The organism is Prevotella sp. 885, assembly GCF_002265625.1.
In the GTDB taxonomy this organism is placed as follows: domain Bacteria; phylum Bacteroidota; class Bacteroidia; order Bacteroidales; family Bacteroidaceae; genus Prevotella.
In genome coordinates, this window is record NZ_NOVE01000014.1 from 1 (window position 1) to 26,946 (window position 26,946).

Annotated in this window: 29 protein-coding genes; 9 read left to right on the top strand and 20 right to left on the bottom strand. The window is 47.5% G+C overall.

From position 1 onward, the window contains the following. Positions 1–120: 120 nt before the first annotated feature. Positions 121–1,467, top strand: coding sequence for an HRDC domain-containing protein (locus CHL74_RS06080; RefSeq protein WP_094880279.1), 1,347 nt, complete (start codon positions 121–123; stop codon positions 1,465–1,467). 171 nt (positions 1,468–1,638) lie between these two features. Here the strand turns inward: CHL74_RS06080 and CHL74_RS06085 are convergent, their stop codons facing one another. The 18 genes from CHL74_RS06085 to CHL74_RS06170 all read right to left on the bottom strand — a co-directional run bounded on the left by CHL74_RS06085 (position 1,639) and on the right by CHL74_RS06170 (position 17,538). Next, on the bottom strand, positions 1,639–2,151 hold the full coding sequence (locus tag CHL74_RS06085) for a hypothetical protein (protein ID WP_094880280.1): 513 nt from the start codon (positions 2,149–2,151) through the stop codon (positions 1,639–1,641). Between the two features lie 81 nt (positions 2,152–2,232). Next, positions 2,233–2,946, bottom strand: a complete 714-nt coding sequence (locus CHL74_RS06090; protein WP_094880281.1) for an SDR family NAD(P)-dependent oxidoreductase — start codon at positions 2,944–2,946, stop codon at positions 2,233–2,235. Positions 2,947–3,052: 106 nt separating this feature from the next. Continuing rightward, on the bottom strand, positions 3,053–3,622 hold the full coding sequence (locus CHL74_RS06095) for a Crp/Fnr family transcriptional regulator (RefSeq protein WP_141241253.1): 570 nt from the start codon (positions 3,620–3,622) through the stop codon (positions 3,053–3,055). A gap of 187 nt (positions 3,623–3,809) precedes the next feature. Beyond that, a complete protein-coding gene (locus CHL74_RS06100; RefSeq protein ID WP_094880283.1) occupies positions 3,810–5,240 on the bottom strand; it encodes an NADH-quinone oxidoreductase subunit N in 1,431 nt (476 codons plus the stop codon). A gap of 20 nt (positions 5,241–5,260) precedes the next feature. Further along, entirely contained in the window at positions 5,261–6,748 is a 1,488-nt protein-coding gene (locus CHL74_RS06105) for a complex I subunit 4 family protein (protein WP_094880284.1), read from the bottom strand. A gap of 7 nt (positions 6,749–6,755) precedes the next feature. Then, the gene (gene nuoL, locus CHL74_RS06110) at positions 6,756–8,768 is read right to left on the bottom strand and encodes an NADH-quinone oxidoreductase subunit L (RefSeq protein WP_094880285.1); all 2,013 of its coding nucleotides are present in this window, start codon (positions 8,766–8,768) and stop codon (positions 6,756–6,758) included. A 9-nt stretch (positions 8,769–8,777) separates the two neighbouring features. Next, positions 8,778–9,086, bottom strand: a complete 309-nt coding sequence (gene nuoK, locus CHL74_RS06115; protein WP_094880286.1) for an NADH-quinone oxidoreductase subunit NuoK — start codon at positions 9,084–9,086, stop codon at positions 8,778–8,780. 2 nt (positions 9,087–9,088) lie between these two features. Continuing rightward, positions 9,089–9,607 carry an NADH-quinone oxidoreductase subunit J family protein gene (locus tag CHL74_RS06120; RefSeq protein WP_094880287.1) on the bottom strand — a complete coding sequence of 173 codons (519 nt, stop codon included), beginning with the start codon at positions 9,605–9,607 and terminating at the stop codon, positions 9,089–9,091. Positions 9,608–9,621: 14 nt separating this feature from the next. Then, the gene (locus CHL74_RS06125; RefSeq protein WP_094880288.1) at positions 9,622–10,158 is read right to left on the bottom strand and encodes a NuoI/complex I 23 kDa subunit family protein; all 537 of its coding nucleotides are present in this window, start codon (positions 10,156–10,158) and stop codon (positions 9,622–9,624) included. A gap of 16 nt (positions 10,159–10,174) precedes the next feature. Continuing rightward, entirely contained in the window at positions 10,175–11,260 is a 1,086-nt protein-coding gene (gene nuoH / locus CHL74_RS06130) for an NADH-quinone oxidoreductase subunit NuoH (protein ID WP_094880289.1), read from the bottom strand. Between the two features lie 33 nt (positions 11,261–11,293). Continuing rightward, the gene (locus CHL74_RS06135) at positions 11,294–12,865 is read right to left on the bottom strand and encodes an NADH-quinone oxidoreductase subunit C (protein ID WP_094880290.1); all 1,572 of its coding nucleotides are present in this window, start codon (positions 12,863–12,865) and stop codon (positions 11,294–11,296) included. Between the two features lie 18 nt (positions 12,866–12,883). Further along, a complete protein-coding gene (locus CHL74_RS06140) occupies positions 12,884–13,597 on the bottom strand; it encodes an NADH-quinone oxidoreductase subunit B (RefSeq protein WP_094880291.1) in 714 nt (237 codons plus the stop codon). Continuing rightward, positions 13,588–13,938, bottom strand: a complete 351-nt coding sequence (locus CHL74_RS06145; RefSeq protein WP_094880292.1) for an NADH-quinone oxidoreductase subunit A — start codon at positions 13,936–13,938, stop codon at positions 13,588–13,590. Before CHL74_RS06145 ends, CHL74_RS06140 begins: the two co-directional genes overlap by 10 nt. 185 nt (positions 13,939–14,123) lie before the next feature. Further along, complete coding sequence (locus tag CHL74_RS06150) at positions 14,124–14,804, bottom strand: SprT-like domain-containing protein (protein WP_094880293.1); 681 nt, start codon at positions 14,802–14,804, stop codon at positions 14,124–14,126. Positions 14,805–14,856: 52 nt separating this feature from the next. Then, positions 14,857–16,035: an MFS transporter gene (locus CHL74_RS06155; protein WP_094880294.1), complete on the bottom strand. Its 1,179-nt coding sequence runs from the start codon at positions 16,033–16,035 to the stop codon at positions 14,857–14,859. Positions 16,036–16,258: 223 nt separating this feature from the next. Then, positions 16,259–16,462, bottom strand: coding sequence for a hypothetical protein (locus CHL74_RS06160; RefSeq protein WP_141241254.1), 204 nt, complete (start codon positions 16,460–16,462; stop codon positions 16,259–16,261). 126 nt (positions 16,463–16,588) lie between these two features. Then, complete coding sequence (locus CHL74_RS06165; RefSeq protein WP_254923235.1) at positions 16,589–16,927, bottom strand: hypothetical protein; 339 nt, start codon at positions 16,925–16,927, stop codon at positions 16,589–16,591. A 77-nt stretch (positions 16,928–17,004) separates the two neighbouring features. Next, complete coding sequence (locus CHL74_RS06170; RefSeq protein WP_094880296.1) at positions 17,005–17,538, bottom strand: hypothetical protein; 534 nt, start codon at positions 17,536–17,538, stop codon at positions 17,005–17,007. Between the two features lie 1,102 nt (positions 17,539–18,640). Here CHL74_RS06170 and CHL74_RS06175 point away from each other — a divergent pair. The 8 genes from CHL74_RS06175 (at position 18,641) to CHL74_RS06210 (ending at position 24,312) form a co-directional block, all read left to right on the top strand. Beyond that, positions 18,641–19,096: a DUF3990 domain-containing protein gene (locus CHL74_RS06175; RefSeq protein ID WP_094880297.1), complete on the top strand. Its 456-nt coding sequence runs from the start codon at positions 18,641–18,643 to the stop codon at positions 19,094–19,096. Positions 19,097–19,120: 24 nt separating this feature from the next. Further along, the gene (locus CHL74_RS06180) at positions 19,121–19,594 is read left to right on the top strand and encodes a hypothetical protein (RefSeq protein ID WP_094880298.1); all 474 of its coding nucleotides are present in this window, start codon (positions 19,121–19,123) and stop codon (positions 19,592–19,594) included. Between the two features lie 256 nt (positions 19,595–19,850). Continuing rightward, a complete protein-coding gene (locus CHL74_RS06185) occupies positions 19,851–20,396 on the top strand; it encodes a DUF4199 domain-containing protein (RefSeq protein WP_094880299.1) in 546 nt (181 codons plus the stop codon). Between the two features lie 59 nt (positions 20,397–20,455). Continuing rightward, positions 20,456–21,427 carry a glycosyltransferase gene (locus CHL74_RS06190; RefSeq protein ID WP_094880300.1) on the top strand — a complete coding sequence of 324 codons (972 nt, stop codon included), beginning with the start codon at positions 20,456–20,458 and terminating at the stop codon, positions 21,425–21,427. After that, positions 21,415–21,915 carry a DUF6452 family protein gene (locus CHL74_RS06195; protein ID WP_094880301.1) on the top strand — a complete coding sequence of 167 codons (501 nt, stop codon included), beginning with the start codon at positions 21,415–21,417 and terminating at the stop codon, positions 21,913–21,915. Before CHL74_RS06190 ends, CHL74_RS06195 begins: the two co-directional genes overlap by 13 nt. Continuing rightward, a complete protein-coding gene (locus CHL74_RS06200; protein WP_254923236.1) occupies positions 21,848–22,552 on the top strand; it encodes a DUF6048 family protein in 705 nt (234 codons plus the stop codon). The genes CHL74_RS06195 and CHL74_RS06200 overlap by 68 nt, the downstream gene beginning before the upstream one ends. A 27-nt stretch (positions 22,553–22,579) precedes the next feature. After that, positions 22,580–23,629 carry an FAD:protein FMN transferase gene (locus CHL74_RS06205; RefSeq protein ID WP_094880303.1) on the top strand — a complete coding sequence of 350 codons (1,050 nt, stop codon included), beginning with the start codon at positions 22,580–22,582 and terminating at the stop codon, positions 23,627–23,629. Positions 23,630–23,640: 11 nt separating this feature from the next. Beyond that, the gene (locus CHL74_RS06210; RefSeq protein WP_094880304.1) at positions 23,641–24,312 is read left to right on the top strand and encodes a Crp/Fnr family transcriptional regulator; all 672 of its coding nucleotides are present in this window, start codon (positions 23,641–23,643) and stop codon (positions 24,310–24,312) included. Between the two features lie 89 nt (positions 24,313–24,401). Here the strand turns inward: CHL74_RS06210 and CHL74_RS06215 are convergent, their stop codons facing one another. Together CHL74_RS06215 and lepA are read right to left on the bottom strand one after the other, a co-directional pair. Continuing rightward, positions 24,402–25,001, bottom strand: coding sequence for a Crp/Fnr family transcriptional regulator (locus tag CHL74_RS06215; RefSeq protein ID WP_094880305.1), 600 nt, complete (start codon positions 24,999–25,001; stop codon positions 24,402–24,404). A 120-nt stretch (positions 25,002–25,121) separates the two neighbouring features. Next, positions 25,122–26,903 (bottom strand): translation elongation factor 4, encoded by a 1,782-nt coding sequence (gene lepA / locus CHL74_RS06220; RefSeq protein WP_094880306.1) that lies wholly within the window; start codon positions 26,901–26,903, stop codon positions 25,122–25,124. Positions 26,904–26,946: the final 43 nt, after the last annotated feature.

Sequence of the window (26,946 nt, forward strand, 5' to 3'; positions counted from 1 at the left end):
GAATCACTCAACTCCAAGCTTAAGGCATTTAGAGGCCAACTGCGTGGAGTTAGGGACATACCGTTCTTTTTCTATCGTGTATCGTTGATATTTGGGTAGGGATGCCACGGACTTTATCGGATGAGCCAGGTTTATCAGAAAGGTTATCATTTGATTAAGACTTACGGATGTGGTCGCGATGTTATATTTAAAGATTGGCAAGATTATCTCTTACAAATGCTTCATTTGGGTTATATAGAAATTGATTATAAAGATAATTCCCATATCAAAATTACATCCCAAGGCGAGGAAGTTTTGTATAAACGCAAACAGGCTCAGTTGGCAATTATTAATCGTGAAGATTTTACAGTAAAGGGTAGAAAACAAAAGGAACGTCAACAATCACAATTTGAAGAACAGCAAACAGAAATGGCTGAAGATAAAACTCTTTTTGAGAATCTACGTCAGTTGCGCTTGAAGATTGCATCCGAAAGAGGTGTTCCTCCTTATGTTATCTTTAGCGATAAAACTTTGCATCAACTTGCTATCGTACAACCAATAACATATATCGCATTTGGTTCTATATCTGGTATAGGCACTCATAAGCTCGAAAGTCTTGGAACTATATTTGTTAAGGCTATTAGAGAATATAAAGGACTCTCAACGAACGAAACAGAAGAATGGAATGATAAAAATATCAACAAAGACATTGAAATTAATGATTCGGTCACTACTCCTAAAGCTAAAAAGTCAGTAAGGGACTTTGTTACATTCAATGGAACAGAATATCATATAGGAAGTGAATTAATGGGGTGTATCAAATGGCGTACAACTATAGGAAATGTAAGCAAGGATGTATATTATACTCTTTGGCAGGAAAACCGTTACCCTATGACTCGATATATAAGTGAAGATGTACAATGTCGTGATATGGTTGTAAAGCGTTTTGCTGAAATAATATCGGCAGTATATAACGTGGAGGTTTCTCCGGATTATCAAACAGTAATAATTCCAGTTAGAACGGAATATGACGAGAACGGAAAACCCGTACATTCTTTAGAAGGTGTATCTTTCGAGGAGGCTCTTGATAAATTTAAACAGTTTGTTGAGCAGAATGGGCATCTCCCATTTGCTACATCTGGTGAATACGAATGCTCTCTTCGTAGATGGCAACAAGAAATAAATCATGATATAAGACCTTTGACCCATACTCAATATAAAGAATTTGAAGAACTAATGGCATCTTATGCCGATCTGCCAAGGACGCGTGTGTTATGGGAAAAGAAGAAAGAACAAGAAAAAGAAAATATGTCGTATATAGAGCAACAAAGGTTGAAGCATTCAAAGGCTTATGTTCAATGGACGGAAGATGAAGATAAAAAGTTAATAGAACTTCATGCTATAGGAAAAACAATAGAAGAATTGTGCAAAATCTTTGCTCGTAATGAAGGTGCCATTAAATCTCGAATTAAAAAGTTAAGTCAATAAGTGACATAAAAAAAAGAAGTACTGCTTACTTGGAGAGGTAAGTCGTACTTCTTTTACAATCTTAGAGAGGATGATATATACACAATCCTATCTTGGGTCAAAAAAACAAAGTTAGCTCCTTTCCATCATATATGATGGTATAACAAAGAAATTATAAAGCGATAAGCTAAACTACACTTTTTTCATCACCTGCCGCCATGCCGAGCGCAGTCCAGGCGACAGAGGCTCACAACTTATCATTTCAAGCGTTTGACGCAGTTCATTAAGCAATTCGGGCCAGTATTTCATTTGTTCGTAGGCAAGCTTGATGCATTGCGCTCTAACGGCACAAGGAGACTTGGGGTCAGTAAGTCGCATCAGACAGTAATCAATAAAATCGGTTCGGATGTCTTCTTCGGTATAAGGCTGACGAAGAAGTAGATTGAGCATTAGGCGAAGCTTTGTAGCGTCCTCCTCTTTCAAACAACGGTCAATAAGCTGGTCGTGCTTGGCGTAAAGCCACTCGTTGTCTGCCGTTGCGAAATGGGTGAACGTCCAAAGCGCATTGACAGCCACACGGCGGTCGTCGTCCAACGTCAATTGGTATAGCTTCTCCTTAAGACTGTTGTTACGCCCGCCTTGGGTCAAGGCGCATAGCTCATGGATGTCGGATTGGGAGAGGCGGTGATTGAGTTGATGAATCATGGCTTATTTAACATTAGTATCTCACCGCAAATCTACAACAATTAATCCATACGGCAAAATGTTTTCATAAAATGTTAGAAGCTACAATCGTTTGAAAATATAAAATGGCAGAATTCTGTATATTAGAGCAAGTATGTGCCATCGTTTGGTGACATAGACTTTTGACTTCTTCTTGCTAATAGCAGCAATGATTTGACTAACAACTTTATCTACCGGCATAACCCAAAACAAGCCTTCTCCCTTTGCCATAGCTGTGTCAACAAGACCTGGTCTGACATCTGTTACGGTTATGCAACCACCGTTTCTGAAAGCCTTTTTGCGTATTGCTTCCATATAATTAATTTGGTAAGCTTTTGTTGCGCTATAGGCTGGTGCAGCGGGTTCGCCTCGCAATCCTCCAGCAGAAGTTATAGCTACAAGATGACCATAACCCTGTTGTTCAAAAATGCAATACAATCTATCAATAACATATGTCCAACCTACAACATTAGTATCAATGGCAGGACGCTCAATCGCATAGTCAAGCGTGGCATTAATGTCACCAACACCTGCACACATAATAGCAAGGTCAAAATGACCAAACTCTTTTAGAAGAATGTTTATCGCTTGTTCTATCTCATTTAAGTTTGTGACATCTGCTTTTGAAACAATGGTTTTGGACGGATACTGCTGACTTAATACATTAAGCTGGTTTGTTCGCCGACCTACAATGCCAATACGATTATCTGCATTGGCATACTTCACAAAAAGAGCTTTACCAATACCAGATGTAGCTCCGATTATAAGAATATTCATACTGTAATTTTTTGTGCAAAGTTAATGCTTGCCCATTAAAAACAGCACGTATTCTAAGACTATAAAACATTATATGGGCAAACTCTCAAAATGTTTTGAGAGTTTGCTACCCAAAAGTAAATTCCCTACGTATATTGCTTATTGTTGTTGGTGTAACTTTCAGATAAGATGCTATATCCTTCAAGTTGATACTTTGAACTAATTCAGGGCAACGAATTAGCAAACGCTTATATCGTTCTCTGGTTGTCATACGATAAGTATCAAGATATTGTGTATAAACTTGAGCAAAAAGACAATCGGATATAGCCTGTTTGAGTCCTTTGGCATTTACAGAATCTAATAACGTCCCCAGTTCTTTCCCTAATATTTGGAATACCTTACACGTAGTTCCAGCCACAATAGTTAACTCAGACTTTCTGCCTGTAAGACAATTCGGATAGTCAGCCACAAACTCTCCTTCGAAGGCAAAACCAGTACAGTAGTCTTTACCTTCCTCTTCGTTATTCACCATATACTTGAAGCATCCACGCTCCACATAAGCTACATATTGTGACGGTTTGCCTGCATCCTCAAATATCTCACCACGCTTCAATAAGCGTTCTTCTCCATGTTCCACGCAGTAAAGACGCAGAAACTCCAAATCAAGTCCATCCTTATACAAATTGAACATCTTCACTTATGATTTCTTTGAGCAAGATGATATAAATTCAGCATACATATCGCCCTCAATTCTATAAACTAATAAAACAAAAAACGACAATAGAGACAATGGTTGACAATTCTCTTGTGATGAGTTGCCAGTCATTGTCTCTATGTCGTTATGTTGTTTTGAATTCAAAACTCAAAACTCCTAATTCCTAATTCTACATAGCTGTAGCCGCTACCAGCCATCCGTAAACGCAGCTGCATACACCGAAGAGAAGTACGCCTGCTGTGCAGAGAGCGAGGGCTGTGCGGGTGGCGCAGTCGCTCTGGAATGTAGGAAGCGGAGTGTCTGTCTTGTTGATGTACATGCACTTTACGATCTTCAGATAGTAGTAGAGTGACGGTACGGTGTTGACCAATGCCAGGAACACTACTGCATAGGCGATATTAGAGCCCTGCTCGGCTGCTGCCATGAACACGAAGAACTTACAGAACATACCTGCGAACGGGGGAATACCTGCCAATGAGAAGAGTGCGAGTGTGAGGAGGAACGAGAGCTTCGGGTTGGTGGTGTAGAAACCATCGAACACCGACATCTCTGTGTTGCCCTTACCGCGTGTCTCAACAACGTTGATGACTGTGAACACTGCCATGTTGGCTGCCACGTAGATGAGTACGTAGTACATCAAGGCTGTCAAGCCCATTGCCTCGTTGCCAACGGCAGCAAGCATTATGTAGCCTGCCTGAGAGATGGAACTGAATGCCATAAATCGCTTAAGCTCTGTCTGACGAAGTGCGAAGAGGTTGGCGATAGTGATGGTGAGAACGATGACGATATACATCAGTGTCTCGTAGTATTCAACCATCGGACCGAACACCTTCAGCAGGATTGTCATCAAGGCAAAGGCTGCAGCACCCTTAGAGACAACGCTCAGATAACCTGTTACGGCTGTAGGAGCTCCCTCGTAGGTGTCGGCTGTCCAGAAGTGGAAAGGAACGAGCGAAATCTTGAAGCCGAGACCGCTGAAGAAAAACACCAGACCCATGATGGTCAAGGGGCTTGCGCTGATCTTAGCAGCAACGTCGTCGAAGTAGAGTGTACCACAAGCACCATAGAGGAAAGAGATGCCGTAAAGCATCACGCCGCTTGAGAATGTAGCGGTGAGCACGAACTTGGCGGCGCCCTCAGCAGAATTCTTCTTATACTTGTCGAATGCCACAAGGCAAGCCATAGGTACGGAAGCCATTTCCAGACCGAGGAAGAACATGAGGAAGTGTCCAGACGAAATCATCATGTACATACCGAGCAATGTAGAGATGACGAGTTCATAGAACTCACCCTCCTTGCGCAGCACGTCCTCTCGCTCAATCCATGACTGAGCCATAACCACAACGATGAACGCTCCGGCTGTAAGGATTACCTTCATCACCTGAGCAGCTGCTGTGGCTGTATAGAGTCCTGCGAATGCCTCAGCAGGCTGGGCATTGAAGCATAATACCACCTGAGCTACCAACAAAACACATGTCAGCATGCTCAATGTAGTGTGTTTCTTCTCGCCCTTCAAGAAGAGGTCGGCGAGGAATACTATCACGAGGATTGCCATGAGGCCAGCCTCGGGTATCATATTAAAAAACTGACTATAATCCATTTTTTACTGCTGAACTGTTATTAAAGTGTTGGAATTACGCTGAGGATTGGAGCTACTGCATTGCTGATGACGTGGCTTGCCCAGATCGGGAACGTACCGAGACCGGCTACGCAGAAGATAAGGCAGCACACAGCGAAACGCTCGTCCCATGTGGCGTCGGTAAGCTCCTCGAAGTGCGGGTTCTTCACCTTCTCGAAGAGGATGAAACCGACTGTACGGAGGATATATACGGCTGTCACAACGATGGATGTAATGGCGATGACGGTGCAGCAACGATGGAATGTGTCGGCATTCTCAAACGAGCCGTTGAAGATGGTCATCTCAGCGATGAAGCCTGAGAAACCCGGAAGACCAAGGTTGGCAAGACCAGCAATCACATAACCAACTGAGAGGAACGGCATAATCTTCATCAAACCGCCAAGCTCGCGGATGTCACGGGTGTGTGTACGACCGTAAATCATACCGATGAGGGCGAAGAAGAGTGCTGTCATAAGACCGTGAGAGAGCATCTGAAGGATGGCACCTGTGCAAGACACGCGGGTCATCATCAAGAGAGCGAAGAGCACCAAGCCACAGTGTGAAACTGAAGAGTAAGCGTTGATGAACTTCAAGTCGGTCTGAACGCAAGCCGAGAATGCACCGTATACTACTGAGATGGTGGTGAGGATAAGGAATATCCAAGCCAGATCATGAGCAGCCTGTGGCAGGAGGAACATGGCGATACGGAAGCAACCGTAACCACCAAGCTTCATAAGCACACCGGCGTGGAGCATTGACACTGATGTCGGGGCACAACCGTGACCGATAGGTGACCATGTGTGGAACGGGAACAGAGCACCGAGTACACCGAATCCGATAAACACAAACGGGAAGAGCACGTTCTGAACGGCTGCCGGGATGTGGTTGTTGTGGGCAATCTCAAGGATGCTCATTGTAGAGGCACCGTTGAAGAAGTAGATACCCACCAAGCCGAGGATGATAAGAGCAGAACCGCCCATAAGCATCAACGTAAGCTTCATGGCTGCATACTCCTTGCGACCTGAACCCCAGAAACCAATCAAGAGGTACATAGGGATGAGGGCAACCTCATAGAACATAAACATGGTGAAGAGGTCTATCGAGATGAAGAAGCCATAAACACCAGTAGAGAGCAACGTGAACCACATGAAGAACTCCTTGGTAAGCGGCTTAAGCTTCCATGAAGCGAATGTACCAGTGAACACGATGATGCTCGAAAGCAGAAGCATCACAACGGAGATACCGTCAACACCCACCTCATAGTTGATGTGGAGTGCGGGGAACCATTCCGTAGTGGCGCGGAGAATCATCTCCTCGGTATTGCCTGCTGCGCGCTCGCCGATGAAGTGGAGTGTGAGCCATACGCTCAGTGCCAAGAGGCAGGATGAACCGGCAACCATCACACCACGCACCTGATTGACATTGCGTGCGATCCAAAGACCGAGCAACATCAAGACAGGGATTACTACGAATAAACTTAATATATTCATATTTTAATTATAAGCAAAGTAATAACAATGTTAAAGCTACCGTACCTGTGAGGAACCATACTGCATACTGGCGAACGTCGCCGCTCTGCCAAGGACGGATGGTCTCGCCAGCCTCGTTGGCTCCCCAAGCAGAGAAGTCGATAAGACCGTTGATAATCTTCTCGTCAATCCACTGTGCCGTGCGGCTTACGTAGCGGAACAGAATCTTGTGTGTGACGTACTGATAAACCTCATCCATGTAGAAGCGCTTGTAAGCCCAACGATGCAGACGCGGGAATGTAGCGTACATCTTGTCTGCGATAGGCTGCTTCTCACCTTTATATATATAGGTGGCGAGCGCAATAGAGAGGATTGCAATAACTGTAGAAGTGGCTGCAACCTGCGGATCGAAGTGAACGGTGTAGGCTGTACCTGCAGCGCTCACGATTGAGCCGAAGCTTGCCCAGCTCCAGTCGCAGAAGCCTCCGAGGGTGGTGAATACACCGACACCGACAGTGACAATGCTCAGGAAGATGAGCGGGAATGTCATTGCAAGAGGTGCCTCGTGCGGAGTGTGGTGAGCGTGAAGCTCCTTGTTCTCTGTACCCCAGAAGATGCCGTAGTAAAGACGGAACATATAGAATGCTGTCATTGCTGCAACACCTGTCATCCACCAACCGCAAACGGGAGAATACTCGAAGCAAGCGGTGATAATCTCGTCCTTTGAGCTGAAGCCTGAGAAGAACGGAATACCTGCGATGGCAAGACATGAGATAAGGAATGTGATGTGAGTGATAGGCATATACTTGCGTAGACCACCCATTGCAGACATCTCGTTAGAGTGAACAGCGTGGATTATGCAACCTGCTCCGAGGAACAGACAAGCCTTAAACATGGCGTGTGTGAACAAGTGGAACATAGAAGCCATGTAGCCAAGCTGTGCATGATTGTCGAGAACAGCTCCGTGATGACCTGGGAGACAAACGCCGAGCGCCACCATCATGAAGGCAATCTGAGAAATCGTAGAGAAGGCAAGCACACGCTTGATGTCGCTCTGGGCGCAAGCAACGGCTGCAGCGTAGAAAGCGGTGAAAGCACCGACAATTACGACAACCTCAAGAGCCTGGGGAGCGTACTCAATCCATACGGGGAAGAGACGTGCAATCTGGAACACACCGGCAACCACCATGGTGGCAGCGTGGATAAGGGCAGAAACAGGAGTCGGGCCCTCCATTGCGTCCGGCAACCAGATGTGCAGCGGGAACATAGCTGACTTACCAGCACCACCGATGAACATCAGCACGAGAGCTGTAGGCAGAATCATACCGCCGGCAGCAAGAGCGCGTGCGTTGTCGGCAACAGTGAAGGCAGAAGCGCCTGCTCCGTAGGCAATCTCTGTGCCCGTGAACGAGAAGTTGTAGCTTCCTGTGTAGTAACCGAAGATAAGGATACCGATGAGGAAGAACATATCGGCGAAACGGGTCACGATGAACGCCTTCTTAGAAGCGTGTACGGCTGCATGCAGAGAATAATAGAAGCCAATGAGGAGGTAAGAGCTTACGCCCACAAGCTCCCAGAACATATACATCTGGAAGATGTTGGTGGCGAGCACCAGTCCGAGCATTGACATGGTGAAGAGAGAGAGGAAAGCGTAGTAGCGCTGGAATCCCTTCTCACCGTGCATATAGCCGAAAGAATAGATGTGAACCATGAGGCTGACCGTAGAGATGACGATAAGCATCATCACCGAGATGGGGTCGAGCAGGATGCCGAGGTCGAAGTGGAGATGACCCAGCGGCAACCATGTCACGTTATACGGAACGAAGGTTGCGTATGTGCCGTCAGCAAGACGATCGGCTGAGAAATACTTGAACGCTGTGAGGTAGCTCAATACAGTCACCAATCCAAGCGAACTGGTACCGATCAATCCGGCTACCTTGTGCGACCAGGCATACTTCTTATTCAGGAATTCTGGCAAACCGATAACCAGGAAGCTGATCAGCGGCAACAGAAGAATCCATATTGAATATGTAAAATCCATAATCTAAAATTAATATTTCATGTTTTCAATACTGTTCACCTGATCGCTGTGGAAATTGCGGTAAACGTTGATAATAATCGCGATAGCTACGGCACTCTCGGCTGCGCTTACGCCAATGGAGAAGAGAGTCATGAAGAATCCCTCGAACTCACCGGGGAAGAGCAGACGGTTGAAAGCCGCAAAGTTCAAGTCGACAGCGTTGAGCACGAGCTCTATGGAGACGAGCATTGCTATCAGGTTGCGGCGTGTGATGAAACCGAAGACGCCGATGAAGAACAGAAGTGCGCTAAGCACGAAATAACATTCTACTGGTACCATAATTACTTGTCCTCCTTTTCTTTACGTGCAACAACGATTGCGCCTACGATACATGCCAGCAAGAACACTGAGATAAACTCGAAGGGCAATACATACTGATACTTCTCTGTGCCGAGGAGAGCCTCACCGATGGTCTGCATCGGAACTTCCTCACCCTCAACAGCGAGACTTAAGAAGCCGTTCTTGAGCTGGATGCCAGCAACGGTAACCAAACCTACGATGCAAAGCAATGCACCAGAAAGAGCGCGGCTGCCCTTGACATGCTCCACCAAGCCCTGAAGGGTGCGCTTGCTTACGAGCTGCACGGCGAAGATATACATCATCACCATACCACCGCAGTAAACGCTGATCTGAGCAGCACCCAGATAGGTGTAGTCGAGCAGGAAGTAGAGACCTGCCACTCCGAGGAGCACGAAAAGCAGGAACGTGATAGAACGCATGATGCGCTTTGTCATCACGCACATGACAGCTGAGCCAAGGATGACCACTGCCAAGATGCAAAACATTACTAAACTTGCCATTGTTTTCTTACTCCTTATTTGGTTTTAGTGTTAAATGTTCCGATCTCGAAGTCGGCGCCGCCGTCGATGATGTTAGGCAGCGAACCGCCCTTATAGTCCTCCTTGTCGAGGTGAAGCACGAGTGCCTCGCGGTCGAACACAGAGTTCTCGAAATCGTTGACAAACTTGATGGCACCGAAGTTGCAGGCGTTCACGCAAAGCTCGCAGAACATGCAGTCACCGAGGTCGTACTGATAGTCGACGAGCTGCTTTTTCTTCTTACCGGTCTCCGGGTTCTCCACCATCTGCGATACAATCTTGATGGTGCCGTTCGGGCAAGCCTTCTCGCAAAGCGTACAAGCCGTACACTTCACCGCTCCGTTCTCGTCGCGGTTCATCACAAGGCGTCCGCGGTGGCGGGCAGCAATGTGAAGCGTGGTCTTGCGGTTCTCGGGATACTGCTCTGTGCTCTTCGGTGTGAAGTACTCCTTCCAGGTGGTCTTCATACCTACGGCGAGTGTCTTCACAGCAGCTCCGATTTCACCGAAATATGATTTTTTGTTTTCTTCCATTGTTTTAATGATGTTTTTAGAAGTGCCAACCGAATGCCACAACTACAGTCATGAGAATCAAGTTGATGAGACACAAAGGCATGAGGTATTTCCACTCGAGCTTAAGTATCTGGTCGATACGCAGACGGGGGAATGTCCAGCGCACCCACATAAGCAGCCATACCACGGCGAATGTCTTGCCGAGGAACCATACGATGCCCGGGATGAAGTTGAGGATGTTGTCAACGGCTTCTACGCCGATGTTGAACGGAGCCCAACCACCGAGGAACACTGTGGTGGCGATACCTGATACTACGAAGAGGTTGAGGTACTCGGCGAGGTAATAGAAGCCGAATCCCATACCAGAATACTCGGTGTGATAACCGGCTGTAAGCTCTGACTCAGCCTCAGCCAAGTCGAACGGGCCACGGTTTGCCTCGGCGTTACCTGCAACGAGGAACACGAGGAAGGCGATGATGGCAGGGATATGTCCCTTGAAAATCAGCCAACCGAAAGCACCTGTCTGAGCCTCAACGATGCCAGACACCTGCATTGTGCCGGTAAGCACCACTGCTGTGATAAGGCAGAGAGCGAGAGACATCTCGTAAGAGATAAGCTGCACAGCACCACGCATGGCCGAAACCACTGAGTACTTGTTGTTTGAACCCCAACCTGCCATGAAGATACCAACGATACCGATGCTCGAAATAGCTGACATGAGGAATACGCCAACGTTGAAGTCGAGTACCTGAGCGCCGTTGTTCCAAGGCAGGAACGAGAATGTGCCCACCGAAGCGATAATCACGAGGAACGGAGCGACGTAATAGAGCACCTTATCGGCACCGTCAACGGAGAAGATCTCCTTGATGAGCATCTTCAGCACGTCGGCAAATACCTGGAACACGCCCCATGGACCTACACGCATCGGGCCAAGACGGCACTGGAAGTAGGCGCAGACTTTACGCTCCATGAAGATCAAGATGATGGCGAGGATGGCGTAACCTGCGAGAATGCAGACACCAACCAGGATACACTCGATCAGTATTGTCCAGAAATCTCCGAGGCCGCAGGTTACTGCGAGGAGATTGTGGAACCAGTTTGTTACTATACTAAAGTCAAACATTCTGTCTAATGTTTATTATTAATGAATGTGCGATTAACGGTCTATGTCAGGGATAACGAAGTCGATAGCCGCACCTGTTGTAATCAAGTCTGCGATCTTCTGTCCACGAAGCATCGGGTCGAGAGCGCCGGTCAGAGTCAGGCCCATCGGACGCATCTTCATACGATAAGGACTCTTGTCGCCCTTCGAGTCGAGATAAACGCCGAACTCGCCGCTGGCTCCCTCTACAGAGAAATACCACTGTCCCTCGGGCACCTTGATGATAGGCTTCTGCTTGATATAGAAGTCGCCCTCCGGGATATTGTCAATGAGCTGTTCGATGATGTTCAGACTCTGATAAAGCTCCTTGATGTGGCAGTAGTAGCGGTCCATAGAGTCGCAACCGGTCATGGTTATCTCCTCCCACTCCACCTTGTCGTAGAGATCGTACGGATGACGCTTACGTGTATCGTTCTTCCATCCGGCAGCACGTCCGGCAGGACCGGTCACGCCGTAGTTGATACAGTCCTCAAGACCCATCGGACCAACGCCTGCAAGACGGTTGTGTGTGATGACGTTGTCGCCGAATACGTCGAGATATTCCTGAATCATCGGGCGCAGATACTTGCAGAGCTTCTTTGTGTTCTCCACGAACTTCGGATCGATGTCAGCCTGGCAGCCGCCGATGCGATAGTAGTTCTGGATAAGGCGTCCGCCCGTTGTCTCCTCCATGACGTTGAGCACGTGCTCGCGGTCACGCATACAGTAGAGGAACGCTGTGAGAGCGCCGAGGTCCTGTGCTGTACAGCCGAGGTAGAGCAAGTGGCTGTCGATACGCTGCAGCTCGTCCATGATGGTACGGATGTAGTGGATGCGGTCTGAAAGCTCGATGCCCATACCCTCCTCTATCACACCCACGAGAGCGTGGCGGTGCATCATGGCCGAGAGATAGTTCAGACGGTCTGTCAGGGCGAGAGTCTGCGGATAGGTCATACCCTCCCACATCTTCTCAATGCCGCGGTGGATATATCCGAGGTGCGGATAGATGCGCTTCACCTTCTCGCCGTCGAGAACGGTCTGCAAGCGGAGCACACCGTGTGTTGACGGGTGGTTAGGACCAATGTTTACAACGAAATCGTCGTCATCGAACAGGCGCTTCTTTGTAGCGACAAGGTGACCGTCGCCATCCAGAGAATACACCACGGTGTAGTCTGACTCCGGCTCGTCAGTCAACGGGAACTGGTTTGCCTCCGGACTCATGTCGAAGTCCTTGCGCAATGGGTAGCCGTTGAAGTCGGTGCGGAGGAAGAGGCGGCGCATATCGGGATGACCGAGGAACTTGATGCCTACGAAATCGTAGACCTCACGTTCGAGGAGCTCAGCCGACTTCCAGAGGTCCACGACCGTCGGGATTACGTCGCTGCCGTCCACCTTCTTTGCGATGGTGCGTACAGAGCAGCGCTCGTTGTTGTCGGTATTCTCAAGGATGTAGATACATCCGTAGCCTTCCTCGCCGAAGTCCTCGCCGATGATGGTAACAAGGTAGTCGAAATGTTTCTGGTTCTTCAGTTTCGACATCTCACCCGAGAAATTATCGAATGAGAGTTCAATGTTTTCAAGTTTCATATCTTATACCTTATTATATTAATCAGTTAGACCTTTCTTTGCGTCGAAATCCTCGGGAACGTTGTTCACGACGATGGTCTCGCGCTTCTTCTCGCCAGCGAGTGCCTCGTTGCTGAGACCGTGCAGACCGCCCTTCGACATTGAGAGTTCCTTCTCCTCGCTGTTCATCTTGTGGTTAGCGCCACCGAAGAACTTCTCCACCTTCACCTTACGCTGAAGCTGCATCATACCATATAGGATAGCCTCTGGACGCGGAGGACAGCCCGGAACGTATACGTCTACGGGGACAATCTCTGAGATGCCACGCACCACGTTGTACGAATTCTTGAACGGACCGCCAGAGATGGCGCAGCCACCAACAGCCACAACATACTTAGGCTCAGCCATCTCGTCATAAAGACGCTTGAAGACTGGCGCCATTTTGTTGGTGATGGTGCCGGCGCACATGATGAGGTCAGCCTGACGTGGAGAGTTACGCGTTACCTCGAAGCCGAAGCGTGAGAAGTCGTAACGTGCACAGCCCACTGCCATAAACTCAATACCGCAACATGACGTACCGAAAGTTAATGACCACAGAGAGTTGGAACGGCCCCAGTTGATGGCCTGGTCGAGCGAACCCAACACCACATTGACGCCTCCCTCATGGAGCTCGTCTACGATCTTCTCAAGGCCCTTGTTGTCCTTGAACTCATCGTAAGGAATACTCTTGATGACAGGTTTTCTTACTTCCATTCCAACGCTCCTTTCCGCCAAGCGTATGCAAGGCCAAATACCAATACCAGCATAAAGAACCCAACGCTCGCAAGCGCCATGGCTCCAAACTGCTTGACAACTACTGCCCAGGGGTAGAGGAAGAGGGTCTCAATGTCGAACATCAGGAAAAGGATGGCAAAGAGATAGTAGCCCACGTGCACCGGAATCCAAGATGTTCCGCGCGTAGGGATACCACACTCAAAGGGCTGACCCTTAACCGGGTTGTACGAACGAGGACCTACGAGTTTCGCAACTACGTATGCACCCACTACCAATACAACAGCCGTCAAGATGACTGTGATTAATAAAATAGAATCCATAAAATTTTTTAAAACAATTTGTTTCTTTATCTACGTAGAATACCTCATAAGTATTCGAATTGCAATTTTCAGTTTGCAAAGTTAGCAATAAATATTGGAAAGTTGGGTAAAATAAGGGAAAATATGCTAATAATATTGAAACATTTGCCCGTAAGGAAAATTATGATTAGCTTTGCATAACAGATTCATTGACGCCCCACCATTATCGTATCGCCCATTCTTACCAAAGGCTTGAAATCGTGACGATGAGCGTCGAGGTCTTCTTTTGATATTCTGTATATCTTCAGACTTGACGCTCTCGGAAACCGATTGAAGAAAGGGTCTGTCGATACATACCAGGCACACTCCGCCACTTGCCTCACTTTGGGCAATTCGTCCCAAAGCATAAACAGCTTGGTCTTGCTGGCTATGGTAATGCCAAGCACATCACTGTCCTTTATCTTGCTTATACATATAAGGTGGCGACGGATTTCACGGTCATTGCTCAGATCCGCCTCCGTCTTTGTGTGCGTGACGGTCAGATGCCTACCGAACCGACGGTTTATCTCCTCCATCTTTCCGCAGAAGAGATTGCCGTGCGGCTTGTTGTCCTGCATCTGATTGGAGAATATCCAGTAGTGTATCATCTCATGTATGATGGTGTCCTCCACCTCATTCTCCGGCATATCATACAGACAGCTTATAACAAACTGGAAGTCAGAATAATGCCATCCGCCGAACAACTTCCTCTTACGTTTATATCGCACCATACCAAGAAACGTACGTGCCCTGCTAAGCCTGAAGGGAAGCGGCTTCAGCTTCCCCTCAAACATCAAATCATTAAACTCCGCAAACTTCCTTTCTACGTATTCGAGTGTGACTTTCATAATGGTTCAACAAAGTAACAATTAAATCCTTTAAACAACAAAATTAAGAAAATCAGATTCTCTTCCCATTAAAACATGTTATGCAGAGCGAGATTGCAGCCAATATTGCTCCCACCGCACACACGCCAGTCCATCCCTTATGAGCCCAAGCCAAACCGGCACAATATGTGCCAAAGGAGCCGCCTATAAAATAAGTGGTCATAAATATGGTATTGGCTCTGTTGGAAGCTTGTGGCATCTCCTGAATACAGCCACTTTGATTGCTTAGTTGCAGACATTGCAGACCAATGTCTACCAATATGATAGCCACAACAAGCCCTATAAAAGTGTCCCCAAGCAGCCAAGCTGTTGCCCACGCCACAAGCTGCAAGCAAGCCCCATAAACGCTCATATATCTTATGCCCAAGCGGCTTACAAGCTTGCCAACACCGCTTGCCGCTATGGCCCCGGCAATGCCGCACAATCCCAACGTTCCTACCATCTCGCTACCAGAATAGAACGGAGCCTGTGCCAACCGAAAGGCGAGGCACGACCAAATGGCCATCATGCTGCCAAAGCTGAAGGCGGCACGTACTGCATAAAGGCGTATGCGCCCATTGCTCGTCACAATATTAAATACGCTGGCCATCAAGCCACCGTATGTGCCGACATAGTTGCTCTTTATCTGTGGCATAATCTTGAGTGTAAGGGCCATGCACAGCACCATCACAAGAGCCGCTATGAAAAACATTTCGCGCCAGCCCAACCATTCGCCTACATAACCGCTAACCACTCTCGATGCAAGTATGCCTGTCAGCAGCCCAGACAGAACGACGCCCATATTCCTGCTTTTGTTCTCATTCTCGGAATATTGTCCTGCTATAGGTATGAAAAACTGCGGAATTACGGAGCAGGCTCCCAATAGCAGAGAGGCTCCCCAAATCATCCATACATTGTGGGCTACGGCTATGACGACAGCCATAACGGCTGCCACCGTCATATTCACTATTATTATGCGTCGGCGCGAGTAGAGGTCGCCCATAGGTATAAGGAAGCACAAACCAAGCGCATAGCCTATTTGGGTGACAACGGTTATTAGGTTTGCCTCATGTTGGCTCACTCCTATGTCGTGACGTATCATCTCCAGAAGAGGCTGATTGTAATAGCAATTTGCCACGGTCAATCCAGCTATAACAGCCATTGCAAGCAACAAACTGCGCTCTATGCCTTCATTTTCCTTAAGTTGTTTCATCTCTTTTTTCCTTATGCCTATAATCTTACGGATTTAACCTTTCGGATTGTCCGCAATTGCAAAATTACGAAATAAAAACATATAATCAAAAAAACATTTGAACAGTAACAACATAACGTCCCCTTGCTCCGCGAAATCGAGCAAGGGGACGTTACTATAAATCAAAATACATCACTATGAGAACCTGTATTTGTTAAAATCAGCACAAGCTTATCATCATATTTCATATACCCAACTTTTCAAACATTTCATCAGCATCTTTATATTCTGTCACTCTTCCATGGCGAATATCATCCATTGCTTCTTCAATGCCTGACTTCTTGTTATTATGAATAGGTAAAATAACGACACCATTCATGGACTTCAATACTTTTATAAGTCCTGACATTACATTACGGTCTTCAACCTGTATTGTTATTGTATTCATAATCACCTCCTTTTTATTGAAATGCAACCTTGCTTATTTGCAAAGTTACATATTTTTTCCGAATACCCAATCTATTAGCTTACGCCATCATACTACCACAACATATGGATGTCCTTAATTATTTATCTATCCCCTCAACCTACTCACTGCTGCCTGATACACTCTTGCATTGACGAAGTTTTGGAAGTCCTTGTTGCCGAAATAGGTCTGCACAAATTCTGTCTTCTCCTCCAACATTGCAGCCACAATGGCTATCATGTCATCATTGAAGGTAATCTGAGCCACCTGACTGTCGCCATTCTTCAGAGCGTTTGCAAAATCCACGCTACCCGCAATTCTCTCCGGCAGCTCATTTATCTGTCTTTGCACCTCGTCGCGGTTCTTCCAGTCTATGTTTCCGAACAGCTCGTTAAAGTCCTTAACGATGGTTGATAAAGCCTCCATTTCCGGCACTGGCTTGCTCATAACCATTCTTGTCACGCAGCCAATCCACTATAATCTTTTCAAGTCCGGTTTCTGATTATCCATAAGCAGTCAGAGAATTATTTTCTATAAATGACACGTGAGCCGTCTTTGAATCTTATCCAAGCAAGTTCGGTTTCATATTCAAAACTGTATTGAGAATAAGATACGGTTCTAAATGTAATTGTTGGCATATCGTCCATTAACACCATTAATTTCAGTTTCACCTTTGCATCTATCATTTCTTCTGTGGCAAGCGAGTCAGGTATCTCACTTTTTATTGTCTCATATGTTTTCTCTATTGTTCCTTTCGGGAAAAGGCAATAAGTAGATTCATAACCATAAACATCATTCACAAGATTCACCAAATCCTCACGGCTACCAGTTTGTGTTGCAAACAAAGGTTCATTCAAATACTCATATTCTGTAGGTTTTTGGCCCTTAGTCTCTACCACTATAGTTGAATAAGATTTACTGATGATTGTCTTTATCTTCTTTGTCCAAACCACATCATCAAACTTATCATATTTTTCTATTGAAGAATAAATTGTTTGTGCACTTACTGTCAATGTGCACATTAAAACGAATGTTATTGCTATTAACTTTTTCATCATAATAATTTGATTTTAGTTATTATTGTTCTTTGTTCTATAATTCCATTAACAGACTTTCACTTGCCCTGTCACCACGTCCGAAATCAAGGGAAAGACCAATTGCAAAGTTACACATTTTTTTCTTAATCGCTTAATATTGTTCCGTAAGAATTGCGCTATGGTTATGCAAGAACGCCACTATTGCGGAACAAAACATAAAAAACACCGTCATTCAAATCGCACAGCAGAAAAGGGTAATCGTAGGAGGCTATGGCGTCTCGCCGTAGCCTCCTATGTTTGCCTTTACAGCTGTAAATTGCAGTTTATCTGTGAGACGAATTAAAGAAACAACAAATATAATTATTACGCTCAGACGCGGGAACAACGAATTTTATCGAATTAACGAATTGTTGGATGAGTAGTAGAACACCGCAAAAATTCGTAAATTCGTTCAAATTCGTTGTTTCGCCGTCTAAGGCAATATAATATACTTTCGTTGTTAATTCGTTTCGCTGATAAATTCCTGTTTGGCGGTTAGTTTGCCTGACAATATTTGCATTTCTGATGCTCAATACTATGAGTTGAACGCACGAAGAAATCTTTGGTGCGAAATTCTTGAGTTTTGAGCGTGCAGCGATAGTATGCTGACATACAGCTGATTATGCTGCCGAGAAGAGAAATGTGCAATGAATGACGGAGCAAAAAAGCATCATTGGGTTGCAATAGCGCCACTTTTACACTCTAATAGTGCCACTTTTATCATGCAATAGCGCCACTTTTACACTCTAATAGTGGCACTATTGGACTGTAAAAGTGGCGCTATCGTTAAGCATTGGTGCTGTTGACACAGCATAACACCATAAAAACAGCTTTTTGATTCTCTATAATTGATTTTTATTTTGTAACAGCTTTTTACTCTTTGTACGATATTTGCATGGCGGACATGAAGACGTGTTTTTTGACAAGAAGACATGAAGACGTGTTTTTTGACAAGAAGACATGAAGAACATGTTTTTAGGCAAGAAGACATGTGCTAACAGCAGGAGGCAATGGCATGTTTTAAGCCTAAATATTTGCCTGGGCGAGAAATTATTGGTAAGTTTGCAGAAAGAGTAAAAACATTATGGACAAATTATTTCATGGAAGCAATGTGATTGTCGAACATCCCGACATACGTATCCGAGGCTATGAGAAAGACTTCGGATACGGATTCTATTGCACTGCGATTGAAAGTCAGGCTAAAAAATGGGCTTTAAGCAAAAAGGGAAATCATGTTGTCAACATATATGAATTCGAAGGACACAACGGATATAAAACCAAGGTATTCAGCGAAATGACAGAGGAATGGCTCGACTTCGTCATAGACTGCCGCCGTGGAAGACGACATGACTACGACATTGTGGAAGGACCGATGGCAGACGACCAGATATGGAACTACATAGAAGACGTGGTAGCCGGAAATATCACAAGAACAGCCTTTTGGGAACTTGCCAAATTCAAGCATCCGACACATCAGATTGTCTTCTGCACGCAAGAGGCAATAAAAAGCATCAAGTATTCTTCACATTACAATTTATAATAACTTCCCTAAAACTGACCCAACATGAAGAATATATATTTTCCTGAGGAAGACATTACGGAGAATGATCTTTTCTTTGTATGCAGCATGATAGAGCGTGTGGCGCGTCATATCAAGCAACGCAACAAATATGTGGTAAACAAAATCGGTTATGACAATCTGCTGCGACAACTCTCCATTGCTGAAACGCTTCATTCGGAGAACCCTCTACAGGTGGTGGACGACTGGACGGACGAGTATCAACTGGAGAACGGCAGCTTCGACATTACTGACGTGGACAAGGAACTTTGCACCAACATTCCTACGCCGCTTGACATGGGCAAGGTGTATATGCGCCTTATTCTCCAAACGCGACTCGACGCGGAAGACTATGCGCAGGGCATCATACGGGTATACAACGACGACATCTGCGAAACCATCGACAACTATAACAGCTCGGCTTACTACGAGCCTTCCTACTTTATCGCCAGAAGCTATTTCGCGGGAGGATTCATGTAAAAACGATATAACTAAAAAAAACTAATCATACAAACAACAAAAACAAGATGAAACGATTTCTATTTCTGATCAGCCTCTTACCTGCTCGGCAAGGGATATCAGAAATGGGCGGAGATAATAAAGCCCTACGTTGCAGAATAACTTATATAAGAGAGAGTCAAAACTAAAAAAAGTGAATAAATAAGCCACTTGACCATATAATCGGAAAAAAAGTAGTAAGTTTGCATCTTAAATGTAAGGACAATAACAAGCAAAGATGACAAAAATAGAAAGCTTTATGCAAGTGAAAGCGTTTGCCCGTCAGGACGGCATGTTAATGGCGTTGCTATGGACAGCGAGCTTCGCTTGCTACACTCTATTGAAGGCAGGCGCCATTGCCGACCTGCTGACAATATCAACGCCGATTTTTCTTGCATGGCGAATGAGCAAGTTTCGCGACTATGCGCTGGGCGGCATCATCTCTTTCAGACGTGGACTGCTTCATGGCATCTACACGTTCTTCTATGCCTCGCTGGCCTTCGCGCTGGTGCAGTTTGCCTATTTCCAGTTTCTCGACAATGGCGTCTTCGCACAGACTATATGCAAAGCACTTACAGAGGTAACTCCGTTGTACGAGCAGAGCGGCATCGACAAGGCACAGATTGACGATGCCATAAAAACAATAAACATGCTCACGCCTATACAATGGGCGTTTATGTTCATGATGCAGAACTTTGTGGTGGGCGTATTCATAAGTCTGCCAATAGCATTGGTTTGCCGACGCAAAGGCAACACGCAGAACGCAGGAAAGATAAACGCATAAACAACAGAACTCTCGCAAGTTCAATATAAAAAGCAAACTGAAGAAAATAAATACAGAATATGGACATAACAGTAATCGTACCGCTATATAACGAGGAGGAATCGCTGCCCGAACTCTACGCATGGATAGAGCGCGTGATGAACGCCAACGGTTTCTCTTACGAGGTGATATTCGTAAACGACGGATCAACTGACCGTTCTTGGCAGGTGATAGAGCAGCTGGCGGAGAAGTCGGACAAGGTGAAGGGCATAAAGTTCCGCCGCAACTACGGCAAGAGTCCTGCCCTCTACTGCGGCTTCAAGGCTGCCGAGGGCGACGTGGTCATCACGATGGACGCTGACCTGCAGGACTCGCCTGACGAGATACCGGGGCTCTATCACATGATCGTGGACGAAGGTTACGACCTCGTTTCAGGATATAAGCAGAACCGCAAGCAGGGCGACCCGCTCTCAAAGACCATTCCCACAAAGCTCTTCAACGCTACGGCTCGCAAGGTGAGCGGCATTCACAACCTGCACGACTTCAACTGCGGACTGAAGGCTTACCGCAAGGACGTGGTGAAGAACATCGAGGTGTACGGCGAGATGCACCGATACATTCCGTATCTCGCAAAGAACGCCGGCTTCGACAAGATTGGCGAGAAGCCCGTTCATCATCAGGCTCGCAAGTTCGGCAAGTCGAAGTTTATGGGATGGAACCGCTTCGTCAACGGCTATCTGGACCTCATAACGCTGTGGTTCCTGAGCAATTTCGGCAAGAAGCCGATGCACGTGTTCGGATTCCTCGGTACGATGATGTTCTTCATAGGCTTCCTCTCCGTAGTGATACTCGGAGCGGACAAGCTGTGGTGTCTCTCCAACGGCATACCGCAGCGCCTCATCACCGACTCGCCTTACTTCTTCATAGCGCTGACGATGATGATGATAGGCACGCAGCTGTTCCTCGCAGGATTCATCGGCGACCTCATCAGCCGCTCATCGCAGAACCGCAACGACTATCAGATAGAGAAGACATTGAGATGCGAAGAATAAGCCTATACACACTTGCCGCCGCAGCGGTGATGACGTTCGGCGCCTGCACCACCTTCGACTGTCCGCTCTATAACAAGGTGTACGCCAAGGTGAAGCTGGCGGGCGACGTGAAGACGCTTGCCGACACGCTCAGCGTGAGCATTCCGCGCAACATGGACGACGACGGCAGCGACACGGTGGTGATAAACCGTCTGACGGCTACGGACAGCCTCTCGCTGCCCATGAGCTATCAGAGAGACGAGGACATCTATCTGTTCTGCATCTCACAGTACGAGACGGGCGTGAAGACCACGGACACGGTTTGGGTAGAGAAGCAGAATCTGCCTCACTTCGAGTCGGTGGACTGCAATCCGGCTATGTTCCATACCATCAAGGGCGTCAGGACCACACACCACGCCATCGACAGTATAAAGATAAACAATGACAAGGTTACATACAATGACACGAAGCCGCATTTCCTCCTTTATCTCAAAGAGCGCAACTATTAGTCTGCTCACGCTGGCGCTGACAGCAGCTCCGGCAGCTCCGGCAGCTGCGCAGAACCAGACTGACTCCATAGCTCTGATGCGTGGCGTAGCCGTGTCGGCAGACCTCGTCGGACTGGCGCAGATAGCGTTCAGCGACTACGGACAGTACGAGGCGGCGGCGAGGGTGAACCTCAAAGACCGCTATTTCCCAGTCGTAGAGATTGGATACGGAAAGGCGGACGCTGACGACCCGAGCACAAAGCTCAGATACAAGACTTCGGCTCCTTACTGGCGAGTGGGACTGGACTTCAACATCGCCAAGAACAAGCACGACGACTATCGCATCTACGCCGGCTTCCGCTACGCCATGACTTACTATAAGTTTGACGTATCGAGCACGGACCTGAAAGATCCCGTATGGGGCGATGACGTGCAGTTCGGCGCGGAAGGCGTCAAGGCCAACTATCACTGGCTGGAAGGCGTGTTCGGAGTGGACGCCAAAATAGCCGGTCCGTTACGTCTGGGATGGTCGTTCAGATACAGAAGACGCATCGCACATAACGACGGTACGATGGGCGGCACGTGGTATGTGCCGGGATATGGCAAGCAGGGCGGTTCGCGCATGGGTGGAACCTTCAACGTGATTTTCGAGATTTAAACGTAAAACAATTCAACATATAAATAGATGACAAAGCGCAAACTATACTTCAACCTCCCCTTCCTGCTGTTCTTGATTATCGGTACCATATACATCACTTACCAGCAGAAGAGCACCACATATCAGAAGAGTGAGGGAAAAATCTTCGGCACGTTCTATCATATCACGTACCAGCATAACAAGAAGCTGGACAAGGAGATTCTGGACGAGCTTAACAAGGTGGACATGGCGCTGTCGATGTTCAACAAGGAATCGATCATCTCACGCATAAACCGCAACGAGGATGTTCAGACGGACAGCATGTTCGAGACGGTGTACAACCTGGCGCAGAACGTGTCGGAGGAGACGGACGGAGCCTTCGACATTACGGTGGCACCGCTCGTCAATGCGTGGGGATTCGGATTTAAGACCGGCAACCCTCCCACCAGACAGTCCATCGACTCGCTGCGTGCCATCGTTGGTTACGGGAAGGTCAGCCTTAAAGGTCATAAGATTGTGAAGAAGGACCCTCGCGTGATGCTCGACTGTAGCGCCATAGCCAAGGGTTACGGTTGTGACGTCGTGGCTGCGATGCTGCGCCGAAAAGGTGTGGAGAACTATATGGTGGAGATTGGCGGAGAAGTGGTGGCTCACGGCATCAGCGAAAAGCGTCTGCCGTGGAAGATCGGTGTGACGAAGCCTACGGACGACTCCATCAACGTCAACACGGAGATTCAGGCTGTGCTGAACGTCAAGGACATGGCAATGGCAACAAGCGGCAACTATCGCAACTTCTACTATAAGAACGGAAAGAAATATGCTCACACCATCGACCCCGCAACGGGTATGCCGGTGCAGCACAGCATCCTCTCTGCCACAGTGCTCACACGCACCTGCGCAGAGGCAGACGCTTACGCCACGTCTTTCATGGTGATGGGAATGGAGAAGGCACAGAAGGTGCTCGAGAAGAAACCGGAGCTTATGGCTTACCTTATATATACGGATAAGGACGGCAAGCTGTGCACATGGCACTCGAAGTCGATGGAAGGAAAAATCCTCGACAAGGAGATGAAGAAGCAGACTGCAGGCAAACACTAACTCCCTACGCCATGCTCAACCTATACGAGAAGCTGCAGGCTTCACCACTCTTCAATGGTCTGACAAGCGACAACCTGACGCAGATAATCGGACAGACGCGCTTCAGCTTCAGCAAGTATGAGCCTCATCAGATTATCAAGAAGGAAGGCGATGCGTGTCGGGAACTCACGCTGCTGATAAACGGCACGCTGACGAGGAAGACTGCTGCCGACGACCGGTCTTACTCTGTGGAGGAGACGGAGGAGGCTCCTTACGTGATGCAGCCGGAAAGGTTCTTCGGTCTGACGCAGAGCTATTCGTCCGACTTCACGGCTATGACGGTCTGCGACACGCTCTCCATCAGCAAGGACGACGTCATGCGTCTCTCGGACGAATTCATCATCTTCCGCCTTAATCTCGTCGGCATCGTGTCGACAGTGGCGCAAAAGGCACAACGAAACGCATGGCGCACATTCAAGGACGACACACACGGAAGGATTATCGGGTTTCTGAGATCGCACGTCATGAAGCCAAGCGGACCAAAGACCGTACGCATAAAGATGACAAGGCTGGCAAGTGAGACGGGCGAAAGCCGACTGAAGATATCGGAAGAGCTAAACCGCTTGCAGGACAACGGACTGCTGAGCTTCAGCCGAGGCATCATAACCATTCCGTCGTTTGAGAAACTGATGAGAGAATCATAGGCATAGCCAAATAAAAAAAGCGCCCTGTAAAGGAAAGAGCATTCCGATGCTTTCACCTTTACAGGGCGCTTTTGTATGTTGTATTATTATTAGTCGAGCAGCGTGGAGGCACGCACGCGTGACAACGTCTCAGGAGTCATCTGCAGATAGCTGGCAATATACACCAGCGGCGCACGCAGCACCACCTGCGGACAGAGCTTGCACAACTTCTTATAACGGTCTTGTGCCGTCTCGAAGCGAACAAGGTCGGCATGTATCTGCGATATGATAAGACTCTCCTCAAGGATTTTACGATACAGTATCTGAATGTTGACATTATGCATGGCAACACGCTCGAGATCCGCTTTCGGCAGAGCATAGACAGTAGTAGGCTCCAAAGCTTCCACCTGAAGCTTGGTAGGCTCCTCCTTAAAGAGGCTCTCAATGCACATAACTATGGTTTGTTCCTGACCAAGATGTTCAGTAACCTCCTTACCATGCTTGAAGTAGAACTGACGCACAAGACCCTTGTCGATATAGAGGAACTGACGGCATATCTCGCCTTCCTTAAGTATCATCTCACCCTTTGCATATTTCTGCGATACGAGAATACTCTCCAAGATGTCCAACTCATCATGAGTCATTGTGCTGTAACGTCTTGCCAATTCTCGAGCGATGTCGCGCTTATTGGCACTGACTATCTCTTTCATAAGTCAATTTTCCTTTCTTCTCTACTTTATTAGTTTTTTTATTCCCGTTATTGTATTGTTCTTTTTTCTTTAGCTATTAGGTCGATATGGGTATTTCCTCGTGATACTGTCCTTAGATAGTTAGTCAAGTTTAAGTACAGCGAGGAATGCCTTCTGCGGCACTTCCACATTACCAATCTGCTTCATGCGCTTCTTACCCTTCTTCTGCTTCTCGAGCAACTTGCGCTTACGGCTGACGTCACCACCATAACACTTGGCAGTTACGTCCTTGCGGACACACTTGATGGTCTCGCGTGCCACAATCTTAGCGCCGATGGCAGCCTGAATGGCGATGTCGAACTGCTGACGTGGGATAAGATCCTTCAGCTTCTCACACATCTTGCGTCCCATTGAGACGGCGTTGTCCTGATGGGTAAGCGCAGAAAGCGCATCCACCGGCTCGCCGTTAAGCAGGATGTCCAGCTTGGCAAGACGCGAGGGACGGAAGCCGTCAATGTGATAATCGAAGGACGCATAGCCCTTGCTTATTGACTTGAGCTTGTCGTAGAAGTCGATGACTATCTCGCCAAGCGGAAGCATAAAGTGCAGTTCCACACGGTTACCGCTGATATATTCCTGATTGATTAGCTCACCACGCTTATCGAGACACAGCGTCATGATGGGGCCGATGAAGTTGGCTGTCGTGATGATGGAAGCGCGGATGTACGGCTCTTCGATATGGTCGATGAGGGTCTGCTCGGGCAGACCGGACGGGTTATGCACCTCCTTCACTTCGCCATGCTTGTCATATACCAAGTAAGATACGTTAGGAACGGTGGTGATGACGTCCATATTGAACTCGCGGTCAAGACGTTCCTGCACAATCTCCATGTGGAGCAGACCGAGGAAGCCGCAACGGAATCCGAAGCCAAGGGCTACGGACGACTCGGGCGTAAAGGTCAGCGAAGCGTCGTTAAGCTGCAGTTTCTCCAGCGAAGCACGAAGGTTCTCATACTCGCTCGGGTCAATAGGATAGACACCGGCGAACACCATAGGCTTTACTTCCTGGAATCCGGAAATGGCTTTCTCGCACGGACGGTTTACGTGAGTGATGGTATCGCCCACCTTCACCTCCGTGGCGTCCTTGATTCCGGAGATGATATAGCCCACCTCACCGGTGCCAAGCACCTGACGAGGCACCATATCCATCTTGAGCACGCCAATCTCGTCGGCTTCATATTCCATGCCCGTATTGAAGAACTTCACCTTATCGCCCTTGCGAATCTGTCCGCTCTCAATCTTGAAGTAGGCGATGATTCCACGGAAAGAGTTGAACACGGAGTCGAAGATAAGCGCCTGCAACGGAGCTTTCTCGTCGCCCGTGGGATGCGGAACACGCTCCACGATGGCACGCAGCACATCTTCCACGCCTTCGCCGGTCTTACCTGACGCACGAAGGATGTCCTCACGCTTGCAGCCCAAGAGGTCTACAATCTCGTCCTCCACCTCATCCGGCATAGCGCTCGGCATGTCTATCTTGTTGAGGACAGGGATAATCTCCAAGTCGTGCTCTATGGCCATATAGAGATTGGAGATGGTCTGAGCCTGAACGCCCTGTGTGGCGTCAACAACGAGCAGCGCACCCTCACAGGCAGCGATGCTTCGAGACACCTCGTACGAGAAGTCGACGTGTCCCGGAGTGTCGATAAGGTTCAGAATGTATGTCTGACCATTATGCTTATACTCCATCTGGATGGCATGACTCTTGATGGTTATGCCTCGCTCTCGCTCCAAATCCATGTCGTCAAGCATTTGGCCCTCAGTTATCTTGATTGTTTGCGTATGCTCCAGCAATCGGTCGGCAAGCGTAGACTTGCCATGGTCGATGTGGGCAATAATACAGAAATTTCGTATATTATCCATTGATATATATCAGTTTTGAATGCAAAGTTACTTGTTTTTTCCG

Coding starts and splice junctions, on each gene's coding strand:
- CHL74_RS06080 (WP_094880279.1), top strand. CDS start 121: ATGAGCCAGGTTTATCAGAAAGGTTATCATTTGATTAAGACTTACGGA.
- CHL74_RS06085 (WP_094880280.1), bottom strand. CDS start 2,151: ATGATTCATCAACTCAATCACCGCCTCTCCCAATCCGACATCCATGAG.
- CHL74_RS06090 (WP_094880281.1), bottom strand. CDS start 2,946: ATGAATATTCTTATAATCGGAGCTACATCTGGTATTGGTAAAGCTCTT.
- CHL74_RS06100 (WP_094880283.1), bottom strand. CDS start 5,240: ATGGATTATAGTCAGTTTTTTAATATGATACCCGAGGCTGGCCTCATG.
- CHL74_RS06105 (WP_094880284.1), bottom strand. CDS start 6,748: ATGAATATATTAAGTTTATTCGTAGTAATCCCTGTCTTGATGTTGCTC.
- nuoL (WP_094880285.1), bottom strand. CDS start 8,768: ATGGATTTTACATATTCAATATGGATTCTTCTGTTGCCGCTGATCAGC.
- nuoK (WP_094880286.1), bottom strand. CDS start 9,086: ATGGTACCAGTAGAATGTTATTTCGTGCTTAGCGCACTTCTGTTCTTC.
- CHL74_RS06120 (WP_094880287.1), bottom strand. CDS start 9,607: ATGGCAAGTTTAGTAATGTTTTGCATCTTGGCAGTGGTCATCCTTGGC.
- CHL74_RS06125 (WP_094880288.1), bottom strand. CDS start 10,158: ATGGAAGAAAACAAAAAATCATATTTCGGTGAAATCGGAGCTGCTGTG.
- nuoH (WP_094880289.1), bottom strand. CDS start 11,260: ATGTTTGACTTTAGTATAGTAACAAACTGGTTCCACAATCTCCTCGCA.
- CHL74_RS06135 (WP_094880290.1), bottom strand. CDS start 12,865: ATGAAACTTGAAAACATTGAACTCTCATTCGATAATTTCTCGGGTGAG.
- CHL74_RS06140 (WP_094880291.1), bottom strand. CDS start 13,597: ATGGAAGTAAGAAAACCTGTCATCAAGAGTATTCCTTACGATGAGTTC.
- CHL74_RS06145 (WP_094880292.1), bottom strand. CDS start 13,938: ATGGATTCTATTTTATTAATCACAGTCATCTTGACGGCTGTTGTATTG.
- CHL74_RS06150 (WP_094880293.1), bottom strand. CDS start 14,804: ATGAAAGTCACACTCGAATACGTAGAAAGGAAGTTTGCGGAGTTTAAT.
- CHL74_RS06155 (WP_094880294.1), bottom strand. CDS start 16,035: ATGAAACAACTTAAGGAAAATGAAGGCATAGAGCGCAGTTTGTTGCTT.
- CHL74_RS06160 (WP_141241254.1), bottom strand. CDS start 16,462: ATGAATACAATAACAATACAGGTTGAAGACCGTAATGTAATGTCAGGA.
- CHL74_RS06165 (WP_254923235.1), bottom strand. CDS start 16,927: ATGAGCAAGCCAGTGCCGGAAATGGAGGCTTTATCAACCATCGTTAAG.
- CHL74_RS06170 (WP_094880296.1), bottom strand. CDS start 17,538: ATGATGAAAAAGTTAATAGCAATAACATTCGTTTTAATGTGCACATTG.
- CHL74_RS06175 (WP_094880297.1), top strand. CDS start 18,641: ATGGACAAATTATTTCATGGAAGCAATGTGATTGTCGAACATCCCGAC.
- CHL74_RS06180 (WP_094880298.1), top strand. CDS start 19,121: ATGAAGAATATATATTTTCCTGAGGAAGACATTACGGAGAATGATCTT.
- CHL74_RS06185 (WP_094880299.1), top strand. CDS start 19,851: ATGACAAAAATAGAAAGCTTTATGCAAGTGAAAGCGTTTGCCCGTCAG.
- CHL74_RS06190 (WP_094880300.1), top strand. CDS start 20,456: ATGGACATAACAGTAATCGTACCGCTATATAACGAGGAGGAATCGCTG.
- CHL74_RS06195 (WP_094880301.1), top strand. CDS start 21,415: ATGCGAAGAATAAGCCTATACACACTTGCCGCCGCAGCGGTGATGACG.
- CHL74_RS06200 (WP_254923236.1), top strand. CDS start 21,848: ATGACAAGGTTACATACAATGACACGAAGCCGCATTTCCTCCTTTATC.
- CHL74_RS06205 (WP_094880303.1), top strand. CDS start 22,580: ATGACAAAGCGCAAACTATACTTCAACCTCCCCTTCCTGCTGTTCTTG.
- CHL74_RS06210 (WP_094880304.1), top strand. CDS start 23,641: ATGCTCAACCTATACGAGAAGCTGCAGGCTTCACCACTCTTCAATGGT.
- CHL74_RS06215 (WP_094880305.1), bottom strand. CDS start 25,001: ATGAAAGAGATAGTCAGTGCCAATAAGCGCGACATCGCTCGAGAATTG.
- lepA (WP_094880306.1), bottom strand. CDS start 26,903: ATGGATAATATACGAAATTTCTGTATTATTGCCCACATCGACCATGGC.